Here is a 20668-nt window from a genome sequence, read left to right on the forward strand (position 1 = left end):
TCAGACGTGCCGGCGAGGATGGTCCTCCAGGAACCCGGCGAGGCCGGCGGCATCGGTGCCGATCTTGCGGTAGACACGGGACAGCAGCTGCCGTACGCCCTGCTCGGTGAGGCGCAGTTCCTTGGCGACCACGGCCACCGGGTGTCCCTGGACGGTCAGTTCGGCGGTCCGGAGCTCCTGGGCGGTCAGCGTGTCCGCCTGCACATAGCGCAACGGCAACGGGCGCATCCCGGCCGCCGACAGCTCCCCCCTGGCCCGCGCGGCGAGCGCCTCGGCCCCGCAGTGGACGGCTCCTTCCAGCCCCTGGTACAGCCGGTCGGCGGCCTCCTGGAGCCGCCCGTTGCGGGACAGCGCGGCACCGTGGTCCACCTGGGCACGGGCGAGTTCGTAGGCGGCGGGCGACTGTTCCAGGTGGTCGACGGCCTCCGCGTACAGATCGACGGCCGCGGGCCCGCCGGTCACCTCGGCAAGGGTGTGCAGGGCCTGGCCGACGGCGGAGGCGGCCCCGAACTCCCGGGCACGCCGCACGGCGTCCCGGGCGTGACCGATCGCCTCCTGGGGGGAGGTGGGGGCGAGCGCGGAGGCGAGCCGGAGCTGCCACGGGCACCACGCCGGATTGCGCCAGCCCCGTGCGTCCAGCCAGTCCCCGACCGAGGACAGCAGCCGGACCGCTTCGGCGTGCCGTTCCTCCGCCAGGAGCAGTTCCGCGTACACGGTGCGCGGGTCGGGATAGATGACGGCGTTGACAGGTGCCTCACCGAAGTTGTGCTCGTCGGCGAATGCGCGAGCTTCGGCGATACGCCCGCGGGCCAGCAGGGTCTTGATGAGAATGCTCACGCCGAACCACTGGGCGGCCACCACCCCGTCCACCTTGTCGGCGATGCGCAGACCCTCCCGTACAAGGTCCTCGGCTTCGGCCAGGAAGCCGCGGCGGTAGCGGATGTAGCCGGCGATGGTCTGGCCGAAGGCCAGGTGGGAGCCGTGCCAGCCCTTGGCCACGCATTCGGCGATCCCTTTGCTGAACAGTTCCTCGGCCCGTTGCGGACGGTCGCCGTACATGAACACCAGGGCGACGGAGAGGGGCACCTCGAACCCCCGGTTCTCGTCGGTCCAGCTCATGCCGCCGCTCAGGGCCTTCTCGGCATACGCGAGGGACGTCTGCCTCGGTTCGCCGCGCATGGCCGCGTCCCAGGCCCGCAGTCCCAGGATGTAGCGTTCCTCCAGGCTGCGACCGGGCAACTGCTCGGCCAGACGTGCCAGTGTCCGGGAGCGGGCGGGCGAGTTGCCGTCGTCGGGACGCACCATGCTCCACACGAACTGATCGGCCTGCATACGCAGTCTGATGCGCGGATTCGTGGCCTGCCGAGCCTCTTCGGCCGCCACGGTCACGGCCTCGGCCAGCTGATCGGTGTGGGCCATGGCCGTCGTCAGCCGGTAGACGATGGAGGCACGCAGATCGGGGTCGACGTGGGGCTGCGCCAGCGCTTGGCGCAGATGCCGCACCGTGGCCGTGGGCTCGATCAGGAACGTGGCGCACGCCAGTTCGTGAAGTACCGCGGCACGGTCCTCGGGCAGGGGCGGCTCCTGCAGCGCGCGGGTCAGCAGACGCCGGGCCGCCTCGGTGGCCCCGGAGCGAAGGTATTCGCGAGCAGCCTCGCGCAGACAGGCGACCGTCTCGGGACGGTCGTCGCAGGGGACTTCCAGAAGGTGCCGGGCGGCTTTGGTGGGGCCGTATCCCGCGGCCAGGACGGCCTGCGCGGCCGTGTTGTGCAGACCGGTGCGGAAGCCTGTGCGGATGGACCGGTAGATCGTCGTGGTGATCAGGGGGTGCACGAACGCGAGTTCGCCTTCGGGGCCGTGACCGTCGGCCAGGATCCGGGCCGCGCGCAACTTGTCGGTCGCCTCGGTGACGGCCTCGTCGCCGAGCACCGCGATGGTCGCGGCGAGCTGTGGCGAGAAGGGCGACCCCAGCACGGCAGCGGTGTGCGCGAAGCGGACGGTCGCCGTGCCGAGCTGCTCCAGACGCTCGATCAGCCCAGGGCCCTTGATCGTCGCGGCCAGCTCACGCATCGCGGGCAGGTCGCCCTCGGTGCCGCTCAGTTTCCGCTCGGCCAGTCCGATGGCGAGCTCCACCGCTTCGAAGGGGCTCCCACTGGTGGCCGACCAGCATTCCTTGCAGAACTGGTCCTCGGCCTCCTCTCCGATCTCGTTCCTGACGATCTTCGCCACGCCCTCGGGACTGAGCAGCGCCAGGTTGTGGGGGCGGTCCCCGTGATCTCCCACGAGCGTGCGCAGTTCGCCCGCCTCGGACGGCAGCTCGTCGGGCCGGTAGGCCACCACGATCAGCAGGGGGAGGTCGTCGACCCGTGGTGCGAAGGAGGCGAGCCAGCTCAGTGACTCGAGGTCCGTCCAGTGCAGGTCGTCCAGGAGCAGGACGATCGGAGCCTTCTTCACCGCGAGGCGCGTCATGACCCAGTCGAGGCCTTCGCGGACGCCCGTCGGGTCCGGCGCGGGGGCGGGTCCCTTCGCTTCGAGACCTAGCACGGCGGCGACGGTGTCGTACCAACTTCCCAGGAAGGTGTGGAGTTCGGCCGCGTCCATCCTCGCCAGTGAGGGCTGCATCAACTGGCGCACCACGCGGAACGCCGACCCCTGTTCCGTCTCGCCACCCTGGCCCGACAGTACGGTGAATCCGTGTGCCGCGGCCCGGGCGCGAGCTTCGGTGATGAGCGCGGTCTTGCCCAATCCGGCCGACCCGGTGAAGGCGAGCCGTCCTTTGCGCCCTGCGCGTGGCCTGCCGTCCGTGGTGCGGCGCAGCTCCCGGAATGCGGCGTCGAGGGCTTGAAGTTCCCGTCGGCGCTCGATCAACGTCGGTTGGTCCGTGATCGATTGCCGCGGCTTCGTTGCCATGTGCCGTACCGCTTTCTGTCGTTCGGCCTGCGGGAAAGCCGAGCGTACGCCTCGTCGAGGTGCGGTAGGCCGGATTGGGCACCATAGGGTGAATCATGAACTGTGGAGGGGACAATGCCCGCCCAGTGGGTACGGGCGGTTGAATGGACATCTCTGATTGCGCTGTCGCCGGAGCGCGCCGGGGACTCTAGGGCATGGCGGGGACCGTGGCCACATCCGAGTACCGCGGCACGGTTCGGGACCAGTGGTAACACCCGCGGATCCAGCCGATCATGCCCTCCACGTAGCCCATTCCGGCGGCGCTCAACTCCGGTTCGACGGCCTTGTGGAGTTCCTGGAACTCTTCGACCGTGCCGTTGATCTGCTGAACGGCCAGGAAGACGGCGGTCTGCAGAGAGCATCGGTGTTCGCGCTGGCGTGCCAGGGCCAAGTTGATCATTTCGCCCGCACGCTTCTCCTTCACAGCGGAGAACAGGTCGGCCGTCCACACGGCCGCATCGGCCGACAGCCGGCTGAGTCGCTCTACGACGGGGTGGTGAAGTTCGGAGAGGGGTACTTCGAGCGGCTGGGCGGCCTCGTACAGCGGGTAGAACGGCTCGACTCCCGCGGTCAGCGACCGTATGGAGGTGCAGTCCGCGGAACGCAGGAGGAAGGGGTGGTCCTGGGCCACCGCTTCGTACAGCAGCCCGTGTACGTATTCACGGCTCTTCCAGGCCCACCGCGCGGCCTGTGCCGGTGTGCATCGTTCCCGGACCTGTCGGTGGAGATCGGTCAGAGCCGCTCCGAGGGGGGTGCCGGCCGGCCGGCCGTCCCGCAGGATCGCGACGCTCTCGCACAGCATGGGCAGCAGCCTGCCCGGAGAGCACCGACCGACCTCTTCCGCGAGGTCGTCGAAAACGAACTGATAGGCGATCTGATTGGCCACGATCTGGAGGAGATCGCAGTCCACCGCCGGGCTGGTGTACGACGCGAGCTCGGCCGGCCGGGTGCGCGCGATCATCGAGGCCACGCCCGGTTCGCCGGTCAGACCCCACCTGCTCAGCCAGGCGTCGACGCCGGCGGCGGCCTCGGCCTCATGGGGGTTGCGCTGGAAGGGAAAGGGCATGTGGAGGTGGGTGTCGATCAGGTCGCGGAGGTTGGCGACCGGGGTTTCGTCCAGTACGCCGACCGGGATGTCCTCATGTGTTGCCGACAACGTGGTCACCTGCCCTTTCGGGAGTCCGAGGCGCGAGGGGCGGCTGCGGCTCGGGGTGCGGGGGAGTCGGCGCGGGGCGTCGCGCCCGACGGCATGCGGGAACGGGCTTCGCAGGTCATGACCAGGGAACGCGGGCCCAGCGTGATCGCGGGGCGGGGTGCCTGTTCGGTGGCGCCGGGCAGATGGCGCAGGCGACGGCGGCCGGCGATGGTCGCGAGCGCCAGGGTGACCTCGACCATGGCGAACTCGTCGCCGAGGCACTTGCGGTTGCCCGCGGAGAACGGCATCGTCGCGCGACGCTGTGCGGCGGTGGGCCGCCCCGGCAGCCAGCGGTCGGGGTCGAAACGCTCGGGGTCGGGGAACCACGACGGATCGTGGTGCAGGAGGTAGGGGCTGTAGAGCACGGTGGCTCCCGCGGGCAGCCGGCACCCGGCGAGTTCGGTCGCCCTGGTGGTGACGCGGGTGAAGAGCCAGCCGGGCGAGGAGTGGCGCAGCGTCTCGGAGACGACGCACCGGGTGTGCACGAGGTGCGGCAGATCGTCGGGGCCGGGCCGGCGGCCGTCGGGGAGGACGGCGTCGAGCTCGGCGTGCAGACGGCGCTCCGCCTCGGGGTTGCGGGCCAGCAGGCTGAAGGCCGCGGCCAGAGCCAGCGCCGAGGTCTCGGCGCCGGTGAGCAGCAGCGTGATCAGGTGGTCGTGGATCTCCTGGTCGGTGATCGCCGCCGCTCCGTCGGTGCCGCGCGCGGCCGCCAGCAGTGCGCCGAGCACGTCGTCGCGGTCGGCACCGAGCCGGCGCCCGGCGATCGCCGTGTCGATGATCGCGTGCAGGCGGGAGAGGGCGCGCCGATAGCGGCGGTTGGCGGGGGTCGGGACGCGGAAGAGGACGTCGACCGGGACGACCGTGCGGAGGAACAGGCCGCGCACGACGTCCGCGAGACAGTCCCGCACCTCGGCGGTCGTCGTGTCGTCCAGCGAGTCGGAGAGCAGGACCCGGCTGATCACACGGGTCGTGAGGGTCATCATCGCCTCGGTGACGGGCACGGTCCCGCCCGCCTGCCAGGCCTCACACACCGACTCGGCCTCCTCGGTGACGAGGTCCGTGTAGGCGGCGACGTGGGAGGGACGGAAGGCCGGTTGCAGCAGCCTGCGTTTGTCGCGGTGGGTCGGCTGGCGGCAGGTGACGAGGCCGTCGCCCATCAGACTGCCCAGTCTGTCGTAGAGCGGGCCCCCCTTGTCGAAGGTGTGCGGATCCATGAGGACCTCGTGGGTCAGCTCCGGGTGGCAGACCATCCAGGCACGCTGGGGGCCCAGCCGTATCTCGACCAGATCCCCGTGTGCGGGCAAAGAATTCAGAAACGCGAGCGGCCGACGGTAGAAGGCGATACCGTGGCCGAGAAGAGGGAATATGCCGGGAGCAGTACCCGTCGTCCATGTTCGTTTTTGTTCAGGCACAGCACGGTTCATGGAAACCTCCTGCCCGGTGCTACACGTGACATGAGTGAACCTGTCTCGGGTTGAACGTCCGAGACAAGTCCTGCCCAGGTTTCACGTTCCTCGATTTCCCGAAACCTTTCCCCAGAGGGGCGCACGGGAGCACGCTGAAGCAGAATCCCCCTGGTCTGCCCGACTTTTGATGCGATACGCGTCGACCGGGATTTCCTCGTGTCACTCCTGTGCGGTCCCGCCCCATGAGGAACGGGACCGCACGCACTCAGCTTTGGTGCACCCGGATGGATTTCAACGCCGGGGACAAAAGGATGTCCTTCTCGCAGAACCGCGCCGTCACCCATTTCCCGGTCGAGAACAGCCGGGTCTGGTCGCTGTGGTGCGGCGAGTTCGGGTTCGAGGACTGGGAGTACGTCAGCAGGGTGCGGGCCACCGGGCAGTGGCTGTCGTCCCAGCCCACCGCTTGGATGTGACTGGAGCCGAACGCGACGTCCGTGTAGCCGCCCTGGCCGGCGTTCCAGACCGGCTCGATCTTGTTCCAGACGCCCAGCGCCTCGGTGCCGCCCGGGACCGGGATCCGCTGCCCGTCGCGCACGACGAACTGGTGCTCGCCGAGCCGGGAGTTCAGCGGGATGCCCGCCGCGCGCAGTTCGGCCACGGCGTCGGCGAGGGCCGTGGCGAATTCGGGCGTGGCCGTGTTGAGCGTGTTCGGGGTGTGCACCGGGTCGGTCGCCGAGAACGGCACCCGCCACCGCGGGGCCGTCGGCACCGCGGCCGTCAGCTTCCGCCAGAAGCGGTCGAAGAGCAGGGCGCCCCGGCTACCGGTGTCCATGGTCCGGTCCCAGGCCGCGAGCACCGGACAGGCCGCGGAGACGTCGACCGCCGTGCCGTCGCTGCCTGTCGCCGTCCCGCCCGGCAGCGCGGCACACGCCTTCGCCGCGTCGGCCGCCGCCAGGTCGCCCGCGGGCACCCGGTTCGCGAACTCCTGTCGCTGAAGATCCTGGACGGTCAGCCCGCCCCGCTCCGCCATCGCCGCCACGTCCTCGATCGCGCCCCGCGTCCGCAGCCCGCGCTGCGTCCCCACCGAGCCGAAGATCCGCTCGTACCCGGTGAGCGGCCGGTCGGCGTTGGCCAGCCAGGCGCTGTCGTTGGAGTTCTCCGCGTACGGCGCGTCCTGGAGGACGGGCATCCGGGCGGGCCCGAAGGTCCCGGGCTGGACGGCGTCGGCGTCACTGCCGGGCGTGCAGTCGGCGCGCGAGCCGTCGAGGACCGCGAGCCCCGCCTGCGGATAGGTGACCTTGCCGAGGTCGGTGGAGCAGCGGGCCGCGAGGTCGTCGGTGATCCGGGGCAGCACCTGCGACTGGGTGAACAGCGTGTGCCCGGCGGAGTCCGCGGCGACGGTGTTCACCCAGGGGAGCCCCTGGTGCCGGTCGAGGGACGCCCGGACGTCCGCCGTGGAGCGCGCCCTGCCGAAGCCGAGCGAGGTGTCGGGGAACCGGAAGTTGGCGGCGTTGGGATCGTTGAACGCGTAGGCCGTCGTGGCGGTCCAGGGCAGCGGCGGATCGCCGTCCGGGTCGGCGACCACCGGGCCGTAGCGGGTCCACCACTGGGTGCGGGTGACGGGGGCACCGTCCTTGACCGCGACGGTCACGGTCCGCCTGGTCATCCGCTCGGGTCTGCCGTCCACCCGATAGACGGTGGGGTCGGACGGGTCGAGGGTGAGCCGGGTCAGGTTGAAGGGGACGCCGGTCGCGACGGTGTGGCTCCAGGCCACCCGGGAGTTGTAGCCGATGGCCACGGTCGGCGTGCCGAGCAGGGCCGCGCCGGCCACGTTCAGCTCGCCCGGAATGGTCTGCTGCGACTGCCAGAACCGGCGCCCGCCCTGCCACGGGTAGTGCGGGTTGCCCAGCAGCAGACCCCGGCCGTTCGCAGTGGTGGCGCCGCTGAAGGCGACCGCGTTCGATCCCATGTCGGCGGTGGCGGACCGGTCCTGTACGGCTTTGACCAGGGCCGCGGCATCAACGCCCCGTTCCGCGGCCGGGGCGCCGGTGGGCGGCGTCGCCCCGGTGATCTCGTCCACGGCACCGCCCTGGCCGCCCAGCACGGCGAGGGCGTAGTAACGGGTGGCCACGTCCAGCGTGGTGACCGGCCGCACCCAGGCGGCGCCCGTGCAGGCCGGGTCGGTGATCCGGTGCTTCGCGAGCCAGGTGTTGTATCCGGCGGCGAACCCCCGTATCAGGTCCTTCACCTGCCGGCTCGGGCCCAGCGGCGCCGGTTCGGCGAGCAGCCTCGCCACCGTGCCGGACTGGCGTACGCCCCGGAAGTACAGGTCGCTGGAGAGGTTGTTCCCGGCCGACGAGAGCGAGAGGTCGGTGGCCGCGGCGGGACCGAAGAAGCGCGAGCGGTCGCCGCGTACGGTCGTGAAGCCGTCGGCGAGGGTGCAGACCTGGTCGGCCGCCTGGGCCCAGCCGGTACCGAAGCCCAGGTCGGCGTAGTTCTCGGCGAGTATGTGCGGAATGCCGTACTCGGTGTAGCGGATGACGGCGGACAGCGAGCCGTGCGAGGGACGGTCCTGACGGGCGGCCCGCTCGGCCGAGGCGGCCGGTAACGCGGCCGAGGCGGTGAGCAGGGCGACGGCTGCGACGAGCAGCCGTCTCGCGCGGGTGGTACGCATCTGTGTCTCCCAACGTCGTTGCGGGACAAAGCGGTTGAGCCCGGTGGCGCGCGGGTGCGGTGCCATGGTGCTTGACCTCTCCCGGCGACGGGCAGAGGATCACGAGTCATGACGCACGGACAGGGCAGCTCGGTTGACGGGGTGCTGCGGCGCAGCGCCCGGCGCACCCCCGCGCGGGTGGCGCTGGAGTACGGCGAGCGCCGGTGGACGTACGGGGAACTCGACGACGCCGTCTCCCGGGCGGCGAGCGTCCTGCTCGACCAGGGCCTCACCCGCGGCGACCGGATCGGCGCCTACGGGCACAACTCGGACGCCTACCTGATCACGTTCCTCGCCTGCGCCCGGGCCGGCCTGGTGCACGTGCCGGTCAACCAGAACCTGACCGGCGACGACCTCGCCTACATCGTCGGCCAGTCGGGCAGCTCACTGGTGCTCGCCGACCCGGACCTCGCCGGCCGGCTTCCCGACGGCGTACGGGTGCTGCCGCTGCGGGACGCCGACGGCTCGCTCCTCGCCCGGCTCGCGGACGCGTCGCCGTACGACGGTCCCGAACCGCGTACCGAGGACCTGGTGCAGTTGCTGTACACCTCGGGGACCACGGCGCTGCCCAAGGGCGCGATGATGACCCACCGGGCGCTGGTGCACGAGTACCTGAGCGCGATCGCCGCCCTCGACCTGAGCGCCGGTGACCGGCCCGCGCACGCGCTGCCGCTCTACCACTCCGCCCAGATGCACGTGTTCCTGCTGCCCTACCTGGCGGTCGGCGCCACCAATATCATCCTGGACGGCCCGGACGGCGACACCCTCTTCGACCTGGTCGAGGCCGGACGCGTGGACAGCCTCTTCGCGCCGCCCACCGTGTGGATCGGGCTGTCCAACCGGCCCGACTTCGCAGCACGCGACCTGAGCGGACTGCGCAAGGCCTACTACGGGGCGTCGGTCATGCCGGTGCCCGTCCTGGAGCGGCTGCGCGAACGGCTGCCGAAACTGGCCCTGTTCAACTGCTTCGGACAGAGCGAGATCGGGCCGCTGGCCACCGTACTGGCGCCCGAGGAGCACAAGGGGCGGCTGGACTCCTGCGGCCGTACCGTGCTGTTCGTGGAGGCGCGGGTGGTCGACGAGGACGGCGAGGACGTCCCCGACGGCACGCCCGGCGAAATCGTCTACCGGTCCCCGCAGTTGTGCGAGGGGTACTGGGAGAAGCCCGAGGAGACGCAGGAGGCCTTCCGGGACGGCTGGTTCCACTCCGGCGACCTCGCGGTACGCGACGCCCACGGCTACCTCACCATCGTCGACCGGGTGAAGGACGTCATCAACTCCGGGGGCGTACTGGTCGCTTCACGACAGGTCGAGGACGCGCTCTACACCCACGAGGCGGTCGCCGAGGCCGCCGTGATCGGGCTGCCCGACGAGCGGTGGATCGAGTCCGTCACCGCGGTCGTCGTGGCGCGCGGCGAGGTCGGCGAGGCCGAGCTGATCGCCCATGTGAAGGAGAAGATCCCCGCCTTCAAGGCGCCCAAGCGGGTGCTGTTCGTGGACGCGCTGCCCCGCAACGCCAGCGGGAAGATCCTGAAGCGGGAACTGCGGGAGCGGTTCGGTGAGGCCCCGTGAGGACCCAAGACGTCTGGTTCCATACCTTGCGCGGCTTCCGGCACCACGTCCGCCGTTCACCGGTGGCGTGCACATAGCAGACATGCGCTGCTGCCTCCCCGTCCCCCTCGGCGCACTCGCGGGCATCCCCGGCCCCTGCGAGATGCTGCGCTCCGGTTTCCTGCTCGCACCCGCCCTGCTCAGGTCCGCCACCGCCCCCGCGCCCCGTCACCCCCGCTCCCTCGCCGCCGTCCACCTGGAACTGGTCACCCTCACCGAGGACCGCGCCGTCATCACCTGGCACACCGCCCTGCCCGGCACCGACGACGGCACCGGCCGCATGCTGCCCGCCGTCACGGAGGGCGAGATCGTCTACGGTACCCATCCCGCCCGCCTCAACCGCACCGCCGGCGAGGACCGGCCCACCGCCCACCACCATGTCGAACTCACCGGCCTGGAACCGGGCCAGACCTACTACTACCAGGCCCGCTCCCAGGGCGTGCCCGCCACACCCACCGCGTTGCACCTGGTCCGCGGCAACGCGGCCGGCACCTCCCGGCACGGCCTCGGCTCGCCCGGCGGCCCCTACTCCTTCACCACCCCCCAGCCCCCGCCCGGCCGCCACCTGCTCTCCCTCGCCCTCTGCAACGACCTGCACATCGGCGAGACCGTCGCCGGTCTGGTGGCCGGCGTGCCCTTCCTGCGGGGCGTGGCCCAGCGGGCCGGGCTGACCGCCTACCCGGAGCTGATGAGCCGCGCCGTGGTCGACGAGGCCCGCCACCGCGGGGCCGAGCTGCTGCTGGCCGCCGGTGACATCTCCGCGGGCGGCGCACCGCGCGACCTGGCGGAGGCCAGAGGGATCCTGGACGGCTTCGGCACCCACCGGCGGGACTACTTCGTCGTCCGCGGCAACCACGACCGCAACGCGAAGGAGGGCGACACCTTCCGCCGCGCGTTCGGTACGCCCGACGGTCCCGGCTACTTCGAGCACGACGTGGGCGGGCTGCGGATCATCGGCCTCGACACCTACGACAAGCGCGGCAACGGCGGTGACGCCGGCGGTCTCGGCGCCGAGCAGCTGTCCTGGTTCCGCCGCCGGCTGCGGGCCCACCGGGAACAGCCCACCGTGGTCTTCGGACACCATCCGCTCACCGTCCGGGACGCCCTCTTCCCGGTGAGCCCCGGACAGCGCCTCGGGCGCCGCCAGGCCCGCGCGATCCTGCGGGCCTACGCCGCCGCCCCGGGCGTGTTCCTCCACCACGCCGGCCACACCCACCGCAACAAGCGCACCCATGTGCCCCTCGCCCCCCGGGTGACCCTGCAGGAGGTCGGCGCCGCCAAGGAGTACCCGGGCGGGTTCTTCCTGCTGCGGATCCACTCCGGCGGCTACGCCCTCAACTTCTTCCGGGCCCGCCGCACCGAGGCCCTGGAGTGGAACGAGCGCAGCCGACGGCAGGCCGGGGGACTGTGGCCGTACCACGCGCTCGGCCGCACGGTCGCCGACCGCAACAGCGTGGCCGTCCACGACCTGTCCGGCATCGGCCGCCCGGCACAGCCGTCCGCGCCGTCCGGTTCGCCCCAAGGGATGACGGCCGTCCCGATTCCCCGCCTGGATGCGGCCTGAGGCACGGACGCCTCCGTAGCGTGGGTGCATGTCGACCCTGTGGGAACTCATGCACGACTGCATTCCTGACGACCACGCCCGCCAGGTCACCTCCCGCTACTACCTCGACGAGGCCATGAGCTCGCCGCGGGCACCGGACCGGGTGGTCGACCTCGGATGCGGGCGCGGCACCTCGGCCGGGCTCTTCCGCCGGCACGCCCCGGACGTGCGGTGGGTGGGGCTCGACATCAGCGACTCCCCGGAAGCCGCGCAGCGCTCGCCCGGCGGCGACCCGGTGGTGTACTTCGACGGCGTCAACATGCCGTTCCGCTCCGACGCCGTGCCGCTGGTCTACTCGCACCAGGTCTTCGAACACGTCGCCCGGCCCAGGGAACTGCTCGCCGAGGTGGGCCGGGTGCTGCGTCCGGGCGGACTGTTCATCGGCAGCACCTCCCAGTTCGAGCCCTACCACTCCTTCAGCCTGTGGAACTACACGCCGTACGGCTTCCGGGTGCTGGTGGAGGAGGCCGGCCTGGCCCTGGAGGAGATCCGGCCCTCGCTGGACGGTGTGACCCTGATCATGCGCACCTACCACTCCTCGCGGAAGAAGGAGTACGGCCGGTTCTGGCAGACGGAGTCGCCGCTCAACACGGAGATCGACACCTGGGCCCGCAAGAGCGGACGCCACACGGCCCTGGTGAACCTGCGCAAACTCACGTTCTGCGGCCAGTTCGCCTTCCGGGTGACCAAGCCGGGCGCGAGCGTCTGACTCGGGCGCCGCCCGTCGAACCCCGTTGCGACACCGCGCCGCCGTCCCCCATGATCAGCCGCATGCCCACCTTCACCGCGGCGGACGGGACCCGCCTCGCCTACCACGTCCGGGGCGAGGGCGAACCGCTCGTCGTACTGCCCGGCGGACCCATGCGTGCCTCCGCCTACCTCGGCGACCTGGGCGGGCTGACAGCCCACCGCCGGCTGATCCTGCTCGATCTGCGGGGGACCGGCGACTCCGCGGTGCCCGTCGACCCGGCGTCGTACCGCTGCGACCAACAGGTCGACGATGTGGAGATGTTGCGGGCCTACATGGGGCTCGACCACATGGACGTACTGTCGCACTCGGCGGGCGCGAGCCTGGCGATCTTGTACGCGGCGGCCCGTCCGCACCGGGTACGGCGGCTCGCGCTGATCACCGGAAACCCCTCGGCCCTCGGCTTGCGGACCACCCCGCAGGAGCGGCTGGCGGCGGCCCGGCAGCGGGCCGCGGAGCCCTGGTTCGCCGAAGCGTTCCCCGCGCTGGAGGCGTGGCTGAACGGCACCGGGGACTTCGACGAGGTGTTCATGCCCTTCTTCTACGGCCGTTGGGACGACGCCGCCCGGGCCCATGACGCGGCTGCCGAGGAACAGACCAATGACGAGGCCGGCGACCGCTACTTCGCCGACGGCGCCTTCACCCCCGACGCCACCCGGACCGCTCTGCGCGCCCTCACCGCCCCCGTCCTGCTGTACGCGGGCGAAGCCGACGGCGGACCCAGCCCCGCACTGGTCCGGCGCGCCGCCGCGGCCTTCCCGAACGCCCAGGTCACCGTCCAGCCCGGCGCCGCGCACTACCCCTGGCTCGACGACCCCGAGGAGTTCGTCCGCCGTACCGTCGGATTCCTGAACGCCTGAACCGGGCTCGGTTCCGTGGCCCGTACGCCTTCAGGAAGCGGTCGCGGAACTGGTGTCCCCACGGTGACCCCCCGGGCGAGAGGCCGGTGGCTCCGCCGCCGGCCGTCGTCACCGCCGGGCCCGGCCTGTGCGGGCGGGGCCTTCGACGGGGCGTCGGTGTCCGGCGGCTGAGGAGGCGTGGGGTGCGACACCGGAGGTCCTTCCGAGCGGCCGTCGTAACACCGCGCGCATGATCCACATCGAATCGCGCGCACAGAGTACGGCCACCGGGCCGACCCACAGCGCCGGCACACCCTTGCGCCCTACCGGTCGGCGGCCACCGCCACCTCCCGCGCCCACCGGTAGTCCGCCTTGCCGCTCGGCGACCGCTGGATGGACTCGGCGATCACCAGCTGACGGGGGATCTTGTATCCGGCCAGCTGGGTACGGCAGTGGGTCTGGATGTCCGTGAGAGAGGGCCGGCCGGCGCCCTCGCGCAGCTGCACCACGGCCGCCACATGGTTGCCCCACCTGGCGTCCGGCACCCCGGCCACCAGCGCGTCGTACACGTCCGGATGGGACTTCAGCGCCTGCTCGACCTCCTCCGGGTACACCTTCTCGCCCCCGGTGTTGATGCACTGCGAGCCCCGGCCGAGCACCGTGACGACCCCGTCCTCGTCGACCGTGCCCATGTCGCCGAGGAGCACCCAGCGCCGGCCGTCCTTCTCGAAGAAGGTCTCGGCTGTCTTCCGCGGGTCGTTGTAGTAGCCGAGCGGGACATGGCCGCTCTGCGCTACCCGGCCGATCTCGCCCACCGCGACCGGCTCATGGGTGGCCGGATCGACCACCCGCGTACGGGAGTTCACGCGGACGCGGAACTGGCTGCCGGCCCCGGAGTCGTTCGTCGCGGTGCCGTTGAAGCCGGACTCGGAGGACCCGAAGTTGTTCAGCAGCATGCAGTTCGGGACGAGTTCGCTGAACTGCCGGCGCACGGTCTCGGAGAGGATCGCGCCGGAGGAGGAGACGCTGAACATGGAGGAGCAGTCGGTGCCCTTCATCGGCCCCTTCAGGGCGTCGATCAGCGGGCGCAGCATCGCGTCGCCGACCAGCGACATGCTGGTGACCCTCTCCTTCTCGACGGTCCGCAGAACCTCCTCGGGCACGAACCGGCGGTGGATCACCACCCGTTGCCCGAAGTTGAAGCCGATGAACGTCGTGAGGGTCGACGTGCCGTGCATCAGCGGGGGAGTGGGGAAGAAGGTGATCCCCGCGCCGCCCGCCGCGACCCGCTCGGCGAGCTCCTCCGGCCGCTTCACCGGCTCTCCGGTCGGCGCGCCACCGCCCAGCCCCGCGAAGAACAGGTCCTCCTGACGCCACATCACGCCCTTGGGCATCCCGGTGGTGCCGCCGGTGTAGATGATGAACTGGTCGTCCGCCGAGCGCGCCGGGAAGCCCCGTCCGTGCGACCCCGCCGCCTCGGCCTCCGCGAAGGGCACGGCCTTCGGGCCCGACCCCGGCTCGCCCACCCGCAGCAGATGCCGCAGCCTCGGTGCCCGCGGCAGCGCCGCCGCCACCCGGTCGTCGAACTCCGCGTCGAAGACCAGCGCGACCAGGTCGGCGTCCTGGTAGAGGTACGCCAACTCCTCCTCGACATAGCGGTAGTTGACATTGACCGGTACGACCCGCGCCTTCAGGCAGCCGAGCACCGTCTGGAGGTACTCGACCCCGTTGTAGAGGTGCAGCCCGAGGTGCTCGCCCGGGCGGATCCCGCTGTCGGCCAGGTGGTGGCCGATGCGGTTGGCGGCCGCGTCCAGCTCCGCGTAGGTCAGCCGGCGTTCCGCACCCGTGCCGGGGTGGTCGAGGTAGACGAGCGCCTCGCGGTCCGCGGCCACGTCGACGACCGACTCGAACAGATCGGCAAGGTTGTACTCCACCGCTCCTCCTGACCCCGGCAACCATGGCGAAGAAAGGCGCACTTGTCGGTTCGCCGGTCATCAGAGCAAAGGGCGCGGCAAGTGGGAAGGGTTCCCGCGAAGAAATCTGACTGTCTGTCAGAAAACCCTTGAAGTGCCTCCCGCCCTACTGCAACCTGTTCTCGTTCCGGCAGAGGGGAGAGGTCCATGGGTGGGACAGAACACCTCACCGTACGGCGCGAGGGCGCCACACTGGTGCTCACGCTCAACAGGCCCGAGGCCAAGAACGCGCTCTCGATCTCCATGCTCGTCGGCCTGTACGACGGCTGGATCGAGGCCGACGAGGACGACGAGGTCCGCTCGATCGTGCTCACCGGAGCCGGCGGCGCCTTCTGCGCCGGGATGGACCTCAAGGCGCTGGCCGGACAGGGCATGGCGGGCGAGCACCTGCGCGACCGGCTGAAAGCAGACCCGGACCTGCACTGGAAGGCGATGCTGCGCCACCATCGCCCGCGCAAACCGGTGATCGCCGCCGTCGAGGGCTACTGCGTCGCCGGTGGCACCGAGATCCTCCAGGGCACCGACATCCGGGTCGCGGGCGAGTCCGCGACCTTCGGCCTCTTCGAGGTGAGACGCGGGCTCTTCCCGATCGGCGGCTCCACGGTCCGGCTGCAACGCCAGATCCCGCGCACCCACGCCCTGGAGATGCTGCTCACCGGACGGCCGTACACCGCCCGCGAGGCCGCCGGCATCGGCCTCGTCGGCCATGTCGTCCCGGACGGCGGAGCGCTCGGCAAGGCCCTGGAGATCGCCGAACAGATCAACGCCTGCGGGCCGCTGGCCGTCGAGGCGGTCAAGGCGTCGGTGTACGAGACCGCGGAGATGACGGAGACCGACGGGCTCGCCGCCGAACTCAAGCGCGGCTGGCCGGTCTTCGACACCGCCGACGCGAAGGAAGGCGCCCGCGCCTTCGCGGAGAAGCGACCGCCCCTCTACCAGCGTCACTGAAGGAGACCGGGCATGCCAGAAGTCCTCAAAGCCCCCCTCGTCGTCGAGTTCCCCTTCACCCGTTCCCTCGGCCCGGTCCAGAGCGCATTCCTCACCGGGCTGCGCGAACGCGTCGTCCTCGGTGTGAAGGCCGGCGACGGCCGCGTCCTCGTCCCGCCCGTCGAGTACGACCCGGTCACCGCCGAGGAGATCCGCGACCTGGTCGAGGTCGCTGCCACCGGCACCGTCACCACCTGGGCCTGGAACCACGAGCCCCGCCGCGGCCAGCCCCTGGGCACCCCCTTCGCCTGGGTCCTGGTCCGCCTCGACGGCGCCGACACCGCCCTGCTGCACGCCCTGGACGCCCCCGGCCCCGAGGCCGTCCGCACCGGCATGCGGGTCCGTGTCCGCTGGGCCGAGGAACGGTCGGGCGCCATCACCGACATCGCCTGTTTCGAACCGTACGACGGTGAAGCGGCCGAACCCACCGGCCACAGCGGCGAGTTCGAGGACGCCGTGCACGGCATCGTCGCCCACGCCCGCCTCGACTACACCTACTCGCCCGGCCGTGCCCAGTCCGCCTACATCGACGCCCTGTCCACCCGACGGACCTACGGCGAGCGCTGCCCCTCCTGCCGGAAGGTGTACGTCCCGCCGAGGGGCGCCTGCCCCACCTGTGGGGTGGCCACACAGGAACAGGTCGAAGTGGGTCCCCGGGGCACGGTCACCACGTTCTGCATCGTCAACATCAAGGCGAAGAACCTCGACATCGAGGTGCCGTACGTCTACGGGCACATCGCCCTGGACGGCGCCGGCCTCGCCCTGCACGGCCGGATCGGAGGCATCCCCTACGACCAGGTGCGGATGGGCCTCAGGGTCGAGCCGGTGTGGACCGAGGGGGCCCGCTTCCCCGACCACTACCGGCCGACCGGCGAACCCGACGCGGACTACGAGACGTACAAGGAGCTGCTGTGACCAGGGAGGAAGCATCCGGCGCCCGGGACATCGCGGTCGTCGCCTTCGCGCAGACCGACCACCGGCGCACCAGCGAGGAGCTCTCCGAGGTCGAGATGCTCATGCCCGTGCTGCACGACGTCCTCGAACAGACCGGGCTGCGCACCGCCGACATCGGCTTCACCTGCTCCGGCTCCAGCGACTACCTGGCCGGCCGTGCCTTCTCCTTCACCCTCGCCCTCGACGGCGTCGGTGCCTGGCCGCCGATCTCCGAGTCGCACGTCGAGATGGACGGCGCCTGGGCGCTGTACGAGGCGTGGACCAAGCTGCTCACCGGGGACGCCGACACCGCCCTCGTCTACTCGTACGGCAAGTCCTCACCCGGCTCCGTCCGGGACGTGCTCACCCGCCAGCTCGACCCCTACTACGTGGCTCCCCTCTGGCCGGACTCCGTCGCCCTCGCCGCGCTCCAGGCGCAGGCCCTCATCGACGCGGGCGAGACCGACGAGCCGGCGCTGGCCGCCGTCGGCGCCCGCAGCCGCGCGGATGCGGAGGCCAACTCCCATGCCCAGCTGCGCGGTTCGGTGCCGCAGGGCGACTACCTGGTACGGCCGCTGCGCACCGGCGACTGCCCGCCCATCGGCGACGGGGCCGCCGCGGTGATCCTCGCGGCCGGGGCGCGGGCCCGCGAGCTGTGCTCCCGGCCCGCCTGGATCCGGGGCATCGACCACCGCATCGAGGCGCACGGCCTCGGGGTCCGCGACCTGACCGACGCACCGTCCGCCCGGCTCGCCGCCGAGCGGGCCGGCGCCTTCGAACGGCCCGTCGACACCGCCGAGCTGCACGCGCCGTTCAGCTCGCAGGAGGTCGTCCTCCGCAAGGCGCTGCGGATCGGCGACGACGTACGGGTGAACCCGTCCGGCGGGGCCCTCGCCGCCAACCCGATCATGGCCGCCGGGCTGATCCGCATCGGCGAGGCCGCCGCCCGCATCCACCGCGGCGACTGTGACCGCGCCCTCGCCCACGCCACCTCCGGGCCCTGTCTGCAGCAGAACCTGGTCGCCGTACTCGAAGGGGACCCACTGGAGAGCCCCGCTCAGGAAGGGGATCCGCGATGAGCAAGGAGCCCGTGGCCGTCGTAGGGGTCGGCCAGACCAAGCATGTGGCGGCCCGGCGGGACGTGTCGATCGCCGGGCTGGTCCGGGAGGCCGCGCGACGCGCCCTCGACGACGCCGAGTTGGACTGGGCCGACATCGACGCCGTCGTCATCGGCAAGGCGCCCGACTTCTTCGAGGGCGTGATGATGCCCGAGCTGTACCTGGCGGACGCGCTCGGGGCGGTCGGCAAACCCATGTTGCGGGTCCACACGGCGGGGTCCGTCGGCGGCTCCACGGCGCTCGTCGCCGCCAACCTCGTCGCCGCCCGCGTCCACTCCACCGTGCTCACCCTCGCCTTCGAAAAGCAGTCCGAGTCCAACGCCATGTGGGGACTGTCCCTGCCGATCCCCTTCCAGCAGCCGCTGCTGGCGGGCGCGGGCGGTTTCTTCGCCCCCCATGTACGGGCCTACATGCGGCGCAGCGGCGCTCCCGACACCGTCGGCTCGCTGGTCGCCTACAAGGACCGCCGCAACGCCCTCAGGAACCCCTACGCCCACCTGCACGAGCACGACATCACCCTGGAGAAGGTCCAGGCGTCCCCCATGCTGTGGGACCCCATCCGCTACTCGGAGACCTGCCCCTCCTCCGACGGCGCCTGCGCCATGGTCCTCACCGACCGGGCCGGAGCCGCGCGCTCCCCGAAGCCGCCCGCCTGGATGCTGGGCGGCGCCATGCGCAGCGAACCCACCCTGTTCGCCGGCAAGGACGCCGTCTCGCCGCAGGCCGGCAAGGACTGCGCGGCGGATGTCTACCGGCAGGCCGGGATCGCCGACCCGCGCCGGGACATCGACGCCGTCGAAATGTACGTGCCGTTCTCCTGGTACGAGCCCATGTGGCTGGAGAACCTCGGCTTCGCCGCGGAGGGCGAAGGCTGGAAACTCACCGAATCGGGCGTCACCGAACTCGACGGGGACCTCCCCGTCAACATGTCGGGCGGAGTACTCTCCACCAATCCGATCGGCGCCTCCGGCATGATCCGCTTCGCCGAGGCCGCCCTCCAGGTCCGCGGCCAGGCCGGAGAACACCAGGTGGACGGCGCCCGCAAGGTGCTCGGGCACGCCTACGGCGGCGGCTCCCAGTTCTTCTCGATGTGGCTGGTCGGTGCCGCGGCCCCCGACTCCTGAAAGGTCCCCGTCACGTGGCCTGTTGAGTGCCGGAACCGAAAGCTAGGCTGGCCGCGGACGACGAATTCGGGAGGAGCACGGACGTGGCCGAGAGCACCATCCAGCAGCAGTCGGTACTGGGCTGGGACAAGCCGGAGCTGGACCTCAGCGAGGCCGAGTGGCAGTCCAGCAGCCGTGGCCGGGGGGATGTCCAGATCGCCTTTGTCGAGGGATTCATCGCGATGCGCAACAGCGGCCGCCCGGAGAGCCCTTCCCTCATCTTCACCCCCGCCGAATGGGGCGCCTTCGTGTCGGGGGCCCGGGAGGGCGAGTTCGACCTGACCTGAGCGTCACCCCGCCCGGTTCCGCGGCAGAGAGGCGAACCGGGGGGTGTTCGGCAAGGATTTCCGGACACGTGACCAGCAGCGCCCTTCCGGGGCCGCCGCCTGAGACAGGCTGGCCCCGGACAGGGAAGGTCGTATTCCGGAGGTGGGCAACGATGAGCACTGCGCCGGTCATCGCCGCGGTGGACGGTTCCGACGACAGCCTGCGCGCCCTGGACTGGGCCCTCGACGCGGCCCGGCGACGGGACGCGCCGCTGCGGGTGGTGCACGTGCGCCAGTACGCCGCCTGGGGACAGCCGGACGTCATGGTCGCCGGAGAGCCCGACACGGCCGGCGACCCCGTCCTCGACGAGGTCGGCGACCGGCTGGCCGCCGACGCCGGGGGACCGGCCGTGGAGTACGTCGCCATGGAGGGCGCCCCGTCCGCACTGCTGCCCGAACTGGGCTCCGACGCGCAGTTGCTGGTGCTCGGCTCCCGGGGCCGCGGTGGCTTCGCCGGCCTGATCCTGGGCTCCAACGGCATGGCCGCCGCCCGCGACGCCCCGTGCCCGGTGGTCGTCGTACCCAGGCCGGGGCGCGAGGTCCCCGACGAGTTCCCCGCGCAGCCCGGGACCCGGGTCGTCGTCGGCGTCGACGCGGACAGCCCCGACGACGCCGCCCTCGCGTTCGCCTTCGCGGAGGCCGCCCGGCGCGGCGCCCGGCTCCAGGTGATCGCCGCCTACCCGTGGCCGGTCCAGTTCTGGGCCACGGCCGGAGCGCTCGCCCCGCCGACCCTCGACCAGGACGAGATCGAGCAGGAGACCCGCACCCTGGCCGAGGGCTTTCTCGCCCCGCACCTCAAGGAGCACCCGAACGTGCCCGCGGAGGCCCTCGCGCTGCCCGGAGACGCGGCCGGCGCCCTGGTCGCCGCCTCCAAGGACGCCGAACTGGTCGTCGTGGGGCGGCATCGACGGCGCCTGCTCGCCCCGGCCCGCATGATCGGCTCGGTCACCCAGGCCGTCCTGCTGCACGCGGCGAGCCCGATCGCGGTGATCCCGCCGCCACCGTCCGATGAGTCCTGAAGTGTCCTGTCAAGCCCCTTGGGTCAGTAACCGTCAGTAGGGAGCGGATCACGCTCATCGGGCGTACGCTGAGCTGCCTGCAAGC

General features: G+C 71.5%; 15 protein-coding genes. 10 read left to right on the plus strand and 5 right to left on the minus strand.

Annotation, left to right across the window (positions count from 1 at the left end; all coding sequences use genetic code 11):
• The 4 genes from ACZ5K7_RS25995 to ACZ5K7_RS26010 all read right to left on the minus strand — a co-directional run bounded on the left by ACZ5K7_RS25995 (position 1) and on the right by ACZ5K7_RS26010 (position 8224).
• Positions 1–2910: an ATP-binding protein gene (locus ACZ5K7_RS25995; protein ID WP_468916672.1), complete on the minus strand. Its 2910-nt coding sequence runs from the start codon at positions 2908–2910 to the stop codon at positions 1–3.
• A 187-nt stretch (positions 2911–3097) separates the two neighbouring features.
• Positions 3098–4105 (minus strand): (-)-alpha-amorphene synthase, encoded by a 1008-nt coding sequence (locus ACZ5K7_RS26000; protein WP_468916675.1) that lies wholly within the window; start codon positions 4103–4105, stop codon positions 3098–3100.
• A 5-nt stretch (positions 4106–4110) separates the two neighbouring features.
• Positions 4111–5568, minus strand: coding sequence for a cytochrome P450 (locus tag ACZ5K7_RS26005; RefSeq protein WP_351707446.1), 1458 nt, complete (start codon positions 5566–5568; stop codon positions 4111–4113).
• A 247-nt stretch (positions 5569–5815) separates the two neighbouring features.
• The gene (locus ACZ5K7_RS26010) at positions 5816–8224 is read right to left on the minus strand and encodes a penicillin acylase family protein (protein WP_468916679.1); all 2409 of its coding nucleotides are present in this window, start codon (positions 8222–8224) and stop codon (positions 5816–5818) included.
• Between the two features lie 108 nt (positions 8225–8332).
• Here ACZ5K7_RS26010 and ACZ5K7_RS26015 point away from each other — a divergent pair, with 108 nt between their 5' ends.
• From ACZ5K7_RS26015 to ACZ5K7_RS26030, 4 genes are all read left to right on the plus strand, one after another.
• A complete protein-coding gene (locus ACZ5K7_RS26015) occupies positions 8333–9835 on the plus strand; it encodes an acyl-CoA synthetase (RefSeq protein WP_468916682.1) in 1503 nt (500 codons plus the stop codon).
• 67 nt (positions 9836–9902) lie between these two features.
• Positions 9903–11438: a purple acid phosphatase family protein gene (locus ACZ5K7_RS26020; protein WP_468916684.1), complete on the plus strand. Its 1536-nt coding sequence runs from the start codon at positions 9903–9905 to the stop codon at positions 11436–11438.
• A gap of 28 nt (positions 11439–11466) precedes the next feature.
• Positions 11467–12186: a class I SAM-dependent methyltransferase gene (locus tag ACZ5K7_RS26025; protein WP_351707458.1), complete on the plus strand. Its 720-nt coding sequence runs from the start codon at positions 11467–11469 to the stop codon at positions 12184–12186.
• A gap of 62 nt (positions 12187–12248) precedes the next feature.
• The gene (locus tag ACZ5K7_RS26030) at positions 12249–13085 is read left to right on the plus strand and encodes an alpha/beta fold hydrolase (RefSeq protein WP_468916687.1); all 837 of its coding nucleotides are present in this window, start codon (positions 12249–12251) and stop codon (positions 13083–13085) included.
• A 302-nt stretch (positions 13086–13387) separates the two neighbouring features.
• Here ACZ5K7_RS26030 and ACZ5K7_RS26035 read toward each other — a convergent pair whose 3' ends face one another.
• Positions 13388–14998, minus strand: coding sequence for an acyl-CoA synthetase (locus ACZ5K7_RS26035; protein WP_468916690.1), 1611 nt, complete (start codon positions 14996–14998; stop codon positions 13388–13390).
• Between the two features lie 186 nt (positions 14999–15184).
• Between ACZ5K7_RS26035 and ACZ5K7_RS26040 the strand changes: the two genes are divergently transcribed.
• The 6 genes from ACZ5K7_RS26040 to ACZ5K7_RS26065 all read left to right on the plus strand — a co-directional run bounded on the left by ACZ5K7_RS26040 (position 15185) and on the right by ACZ5K7_RS26065 (position 20583).
• Positions 15185–15985, plus strand: a complete 801-nt coding sequence (locus ACZ5K7_RS26040) for a crotonase/enoyl-CoA hydratase family protein (RefSeq protein ID WP_468916693.1) — start codon at positions 15185–15187, stop codon at positions 15983–15985.
• 12 nt (positions 15986–15997) lie between these two features.
• Positions 15998–16939, plus strand: coding sequence for a Zn-ribbon domain-containing OB-fold protein (locus tag ACZ5K7_RS26045; RefSeq protein ID WP_468916695.1), 942 nt, complete (start codon positions 15998–16000; stop codon positions 16937–16939).
• Entirely contained in the window at positions 16936–18036 is a 1101-nt protein-coding gene (locus ACZ5K7_RS26050) for a thiolase domain-containing protein (RefSeq protein WP_351707473.1), read from the plus strand. Before ACZ5K7_RS26045 ends, ACZ5K7_RS26050 begins: the two co-directional genes overlap by 4 nt.
• A complete protein-coding gene (locus ACZ5K7_RS26055) occupies positions 18033–19199 on the plus strand; it encodes a thiolase domain-containing protein (RefSeq protein WP_351707476.1) in 1167 nt (388 codons plus the stop codon). The genes ACZ5K7_RS26050 and ACZ5K7_RS26055 overlap by 4 nt, the downstream gene beginning before the upstream one ends.
• Positions 19200–19282: 83 nt before the next feature.
• Positions 19283–19525, plus strand: coding sequence for a DUF397 domain-containing protein (locus tag ACZ5K7_RS26060; RefSeq protein ID WP_351707479.1), 243 nt, complete (start codon positions 19283–19285; stop codon positions 19523–19525).
• Positions 19526–19677: 152 nt separating this feature from the next.
• A complete protein-coding gene (locus ACZ5K7_RS26065) occupies positions 19678–20583 on the plus strand; it encodes a universal stress protein (RefSeq protein ID WP_468916697.1) in 906 nt (301 codons plus the stop codon).
• Positions 20584–20668: the final 85 nt, after the last annotated feature.

It is taken from the genome of Streptomyces sp. NPDC031497 (genome assembly GCF_055580905.1).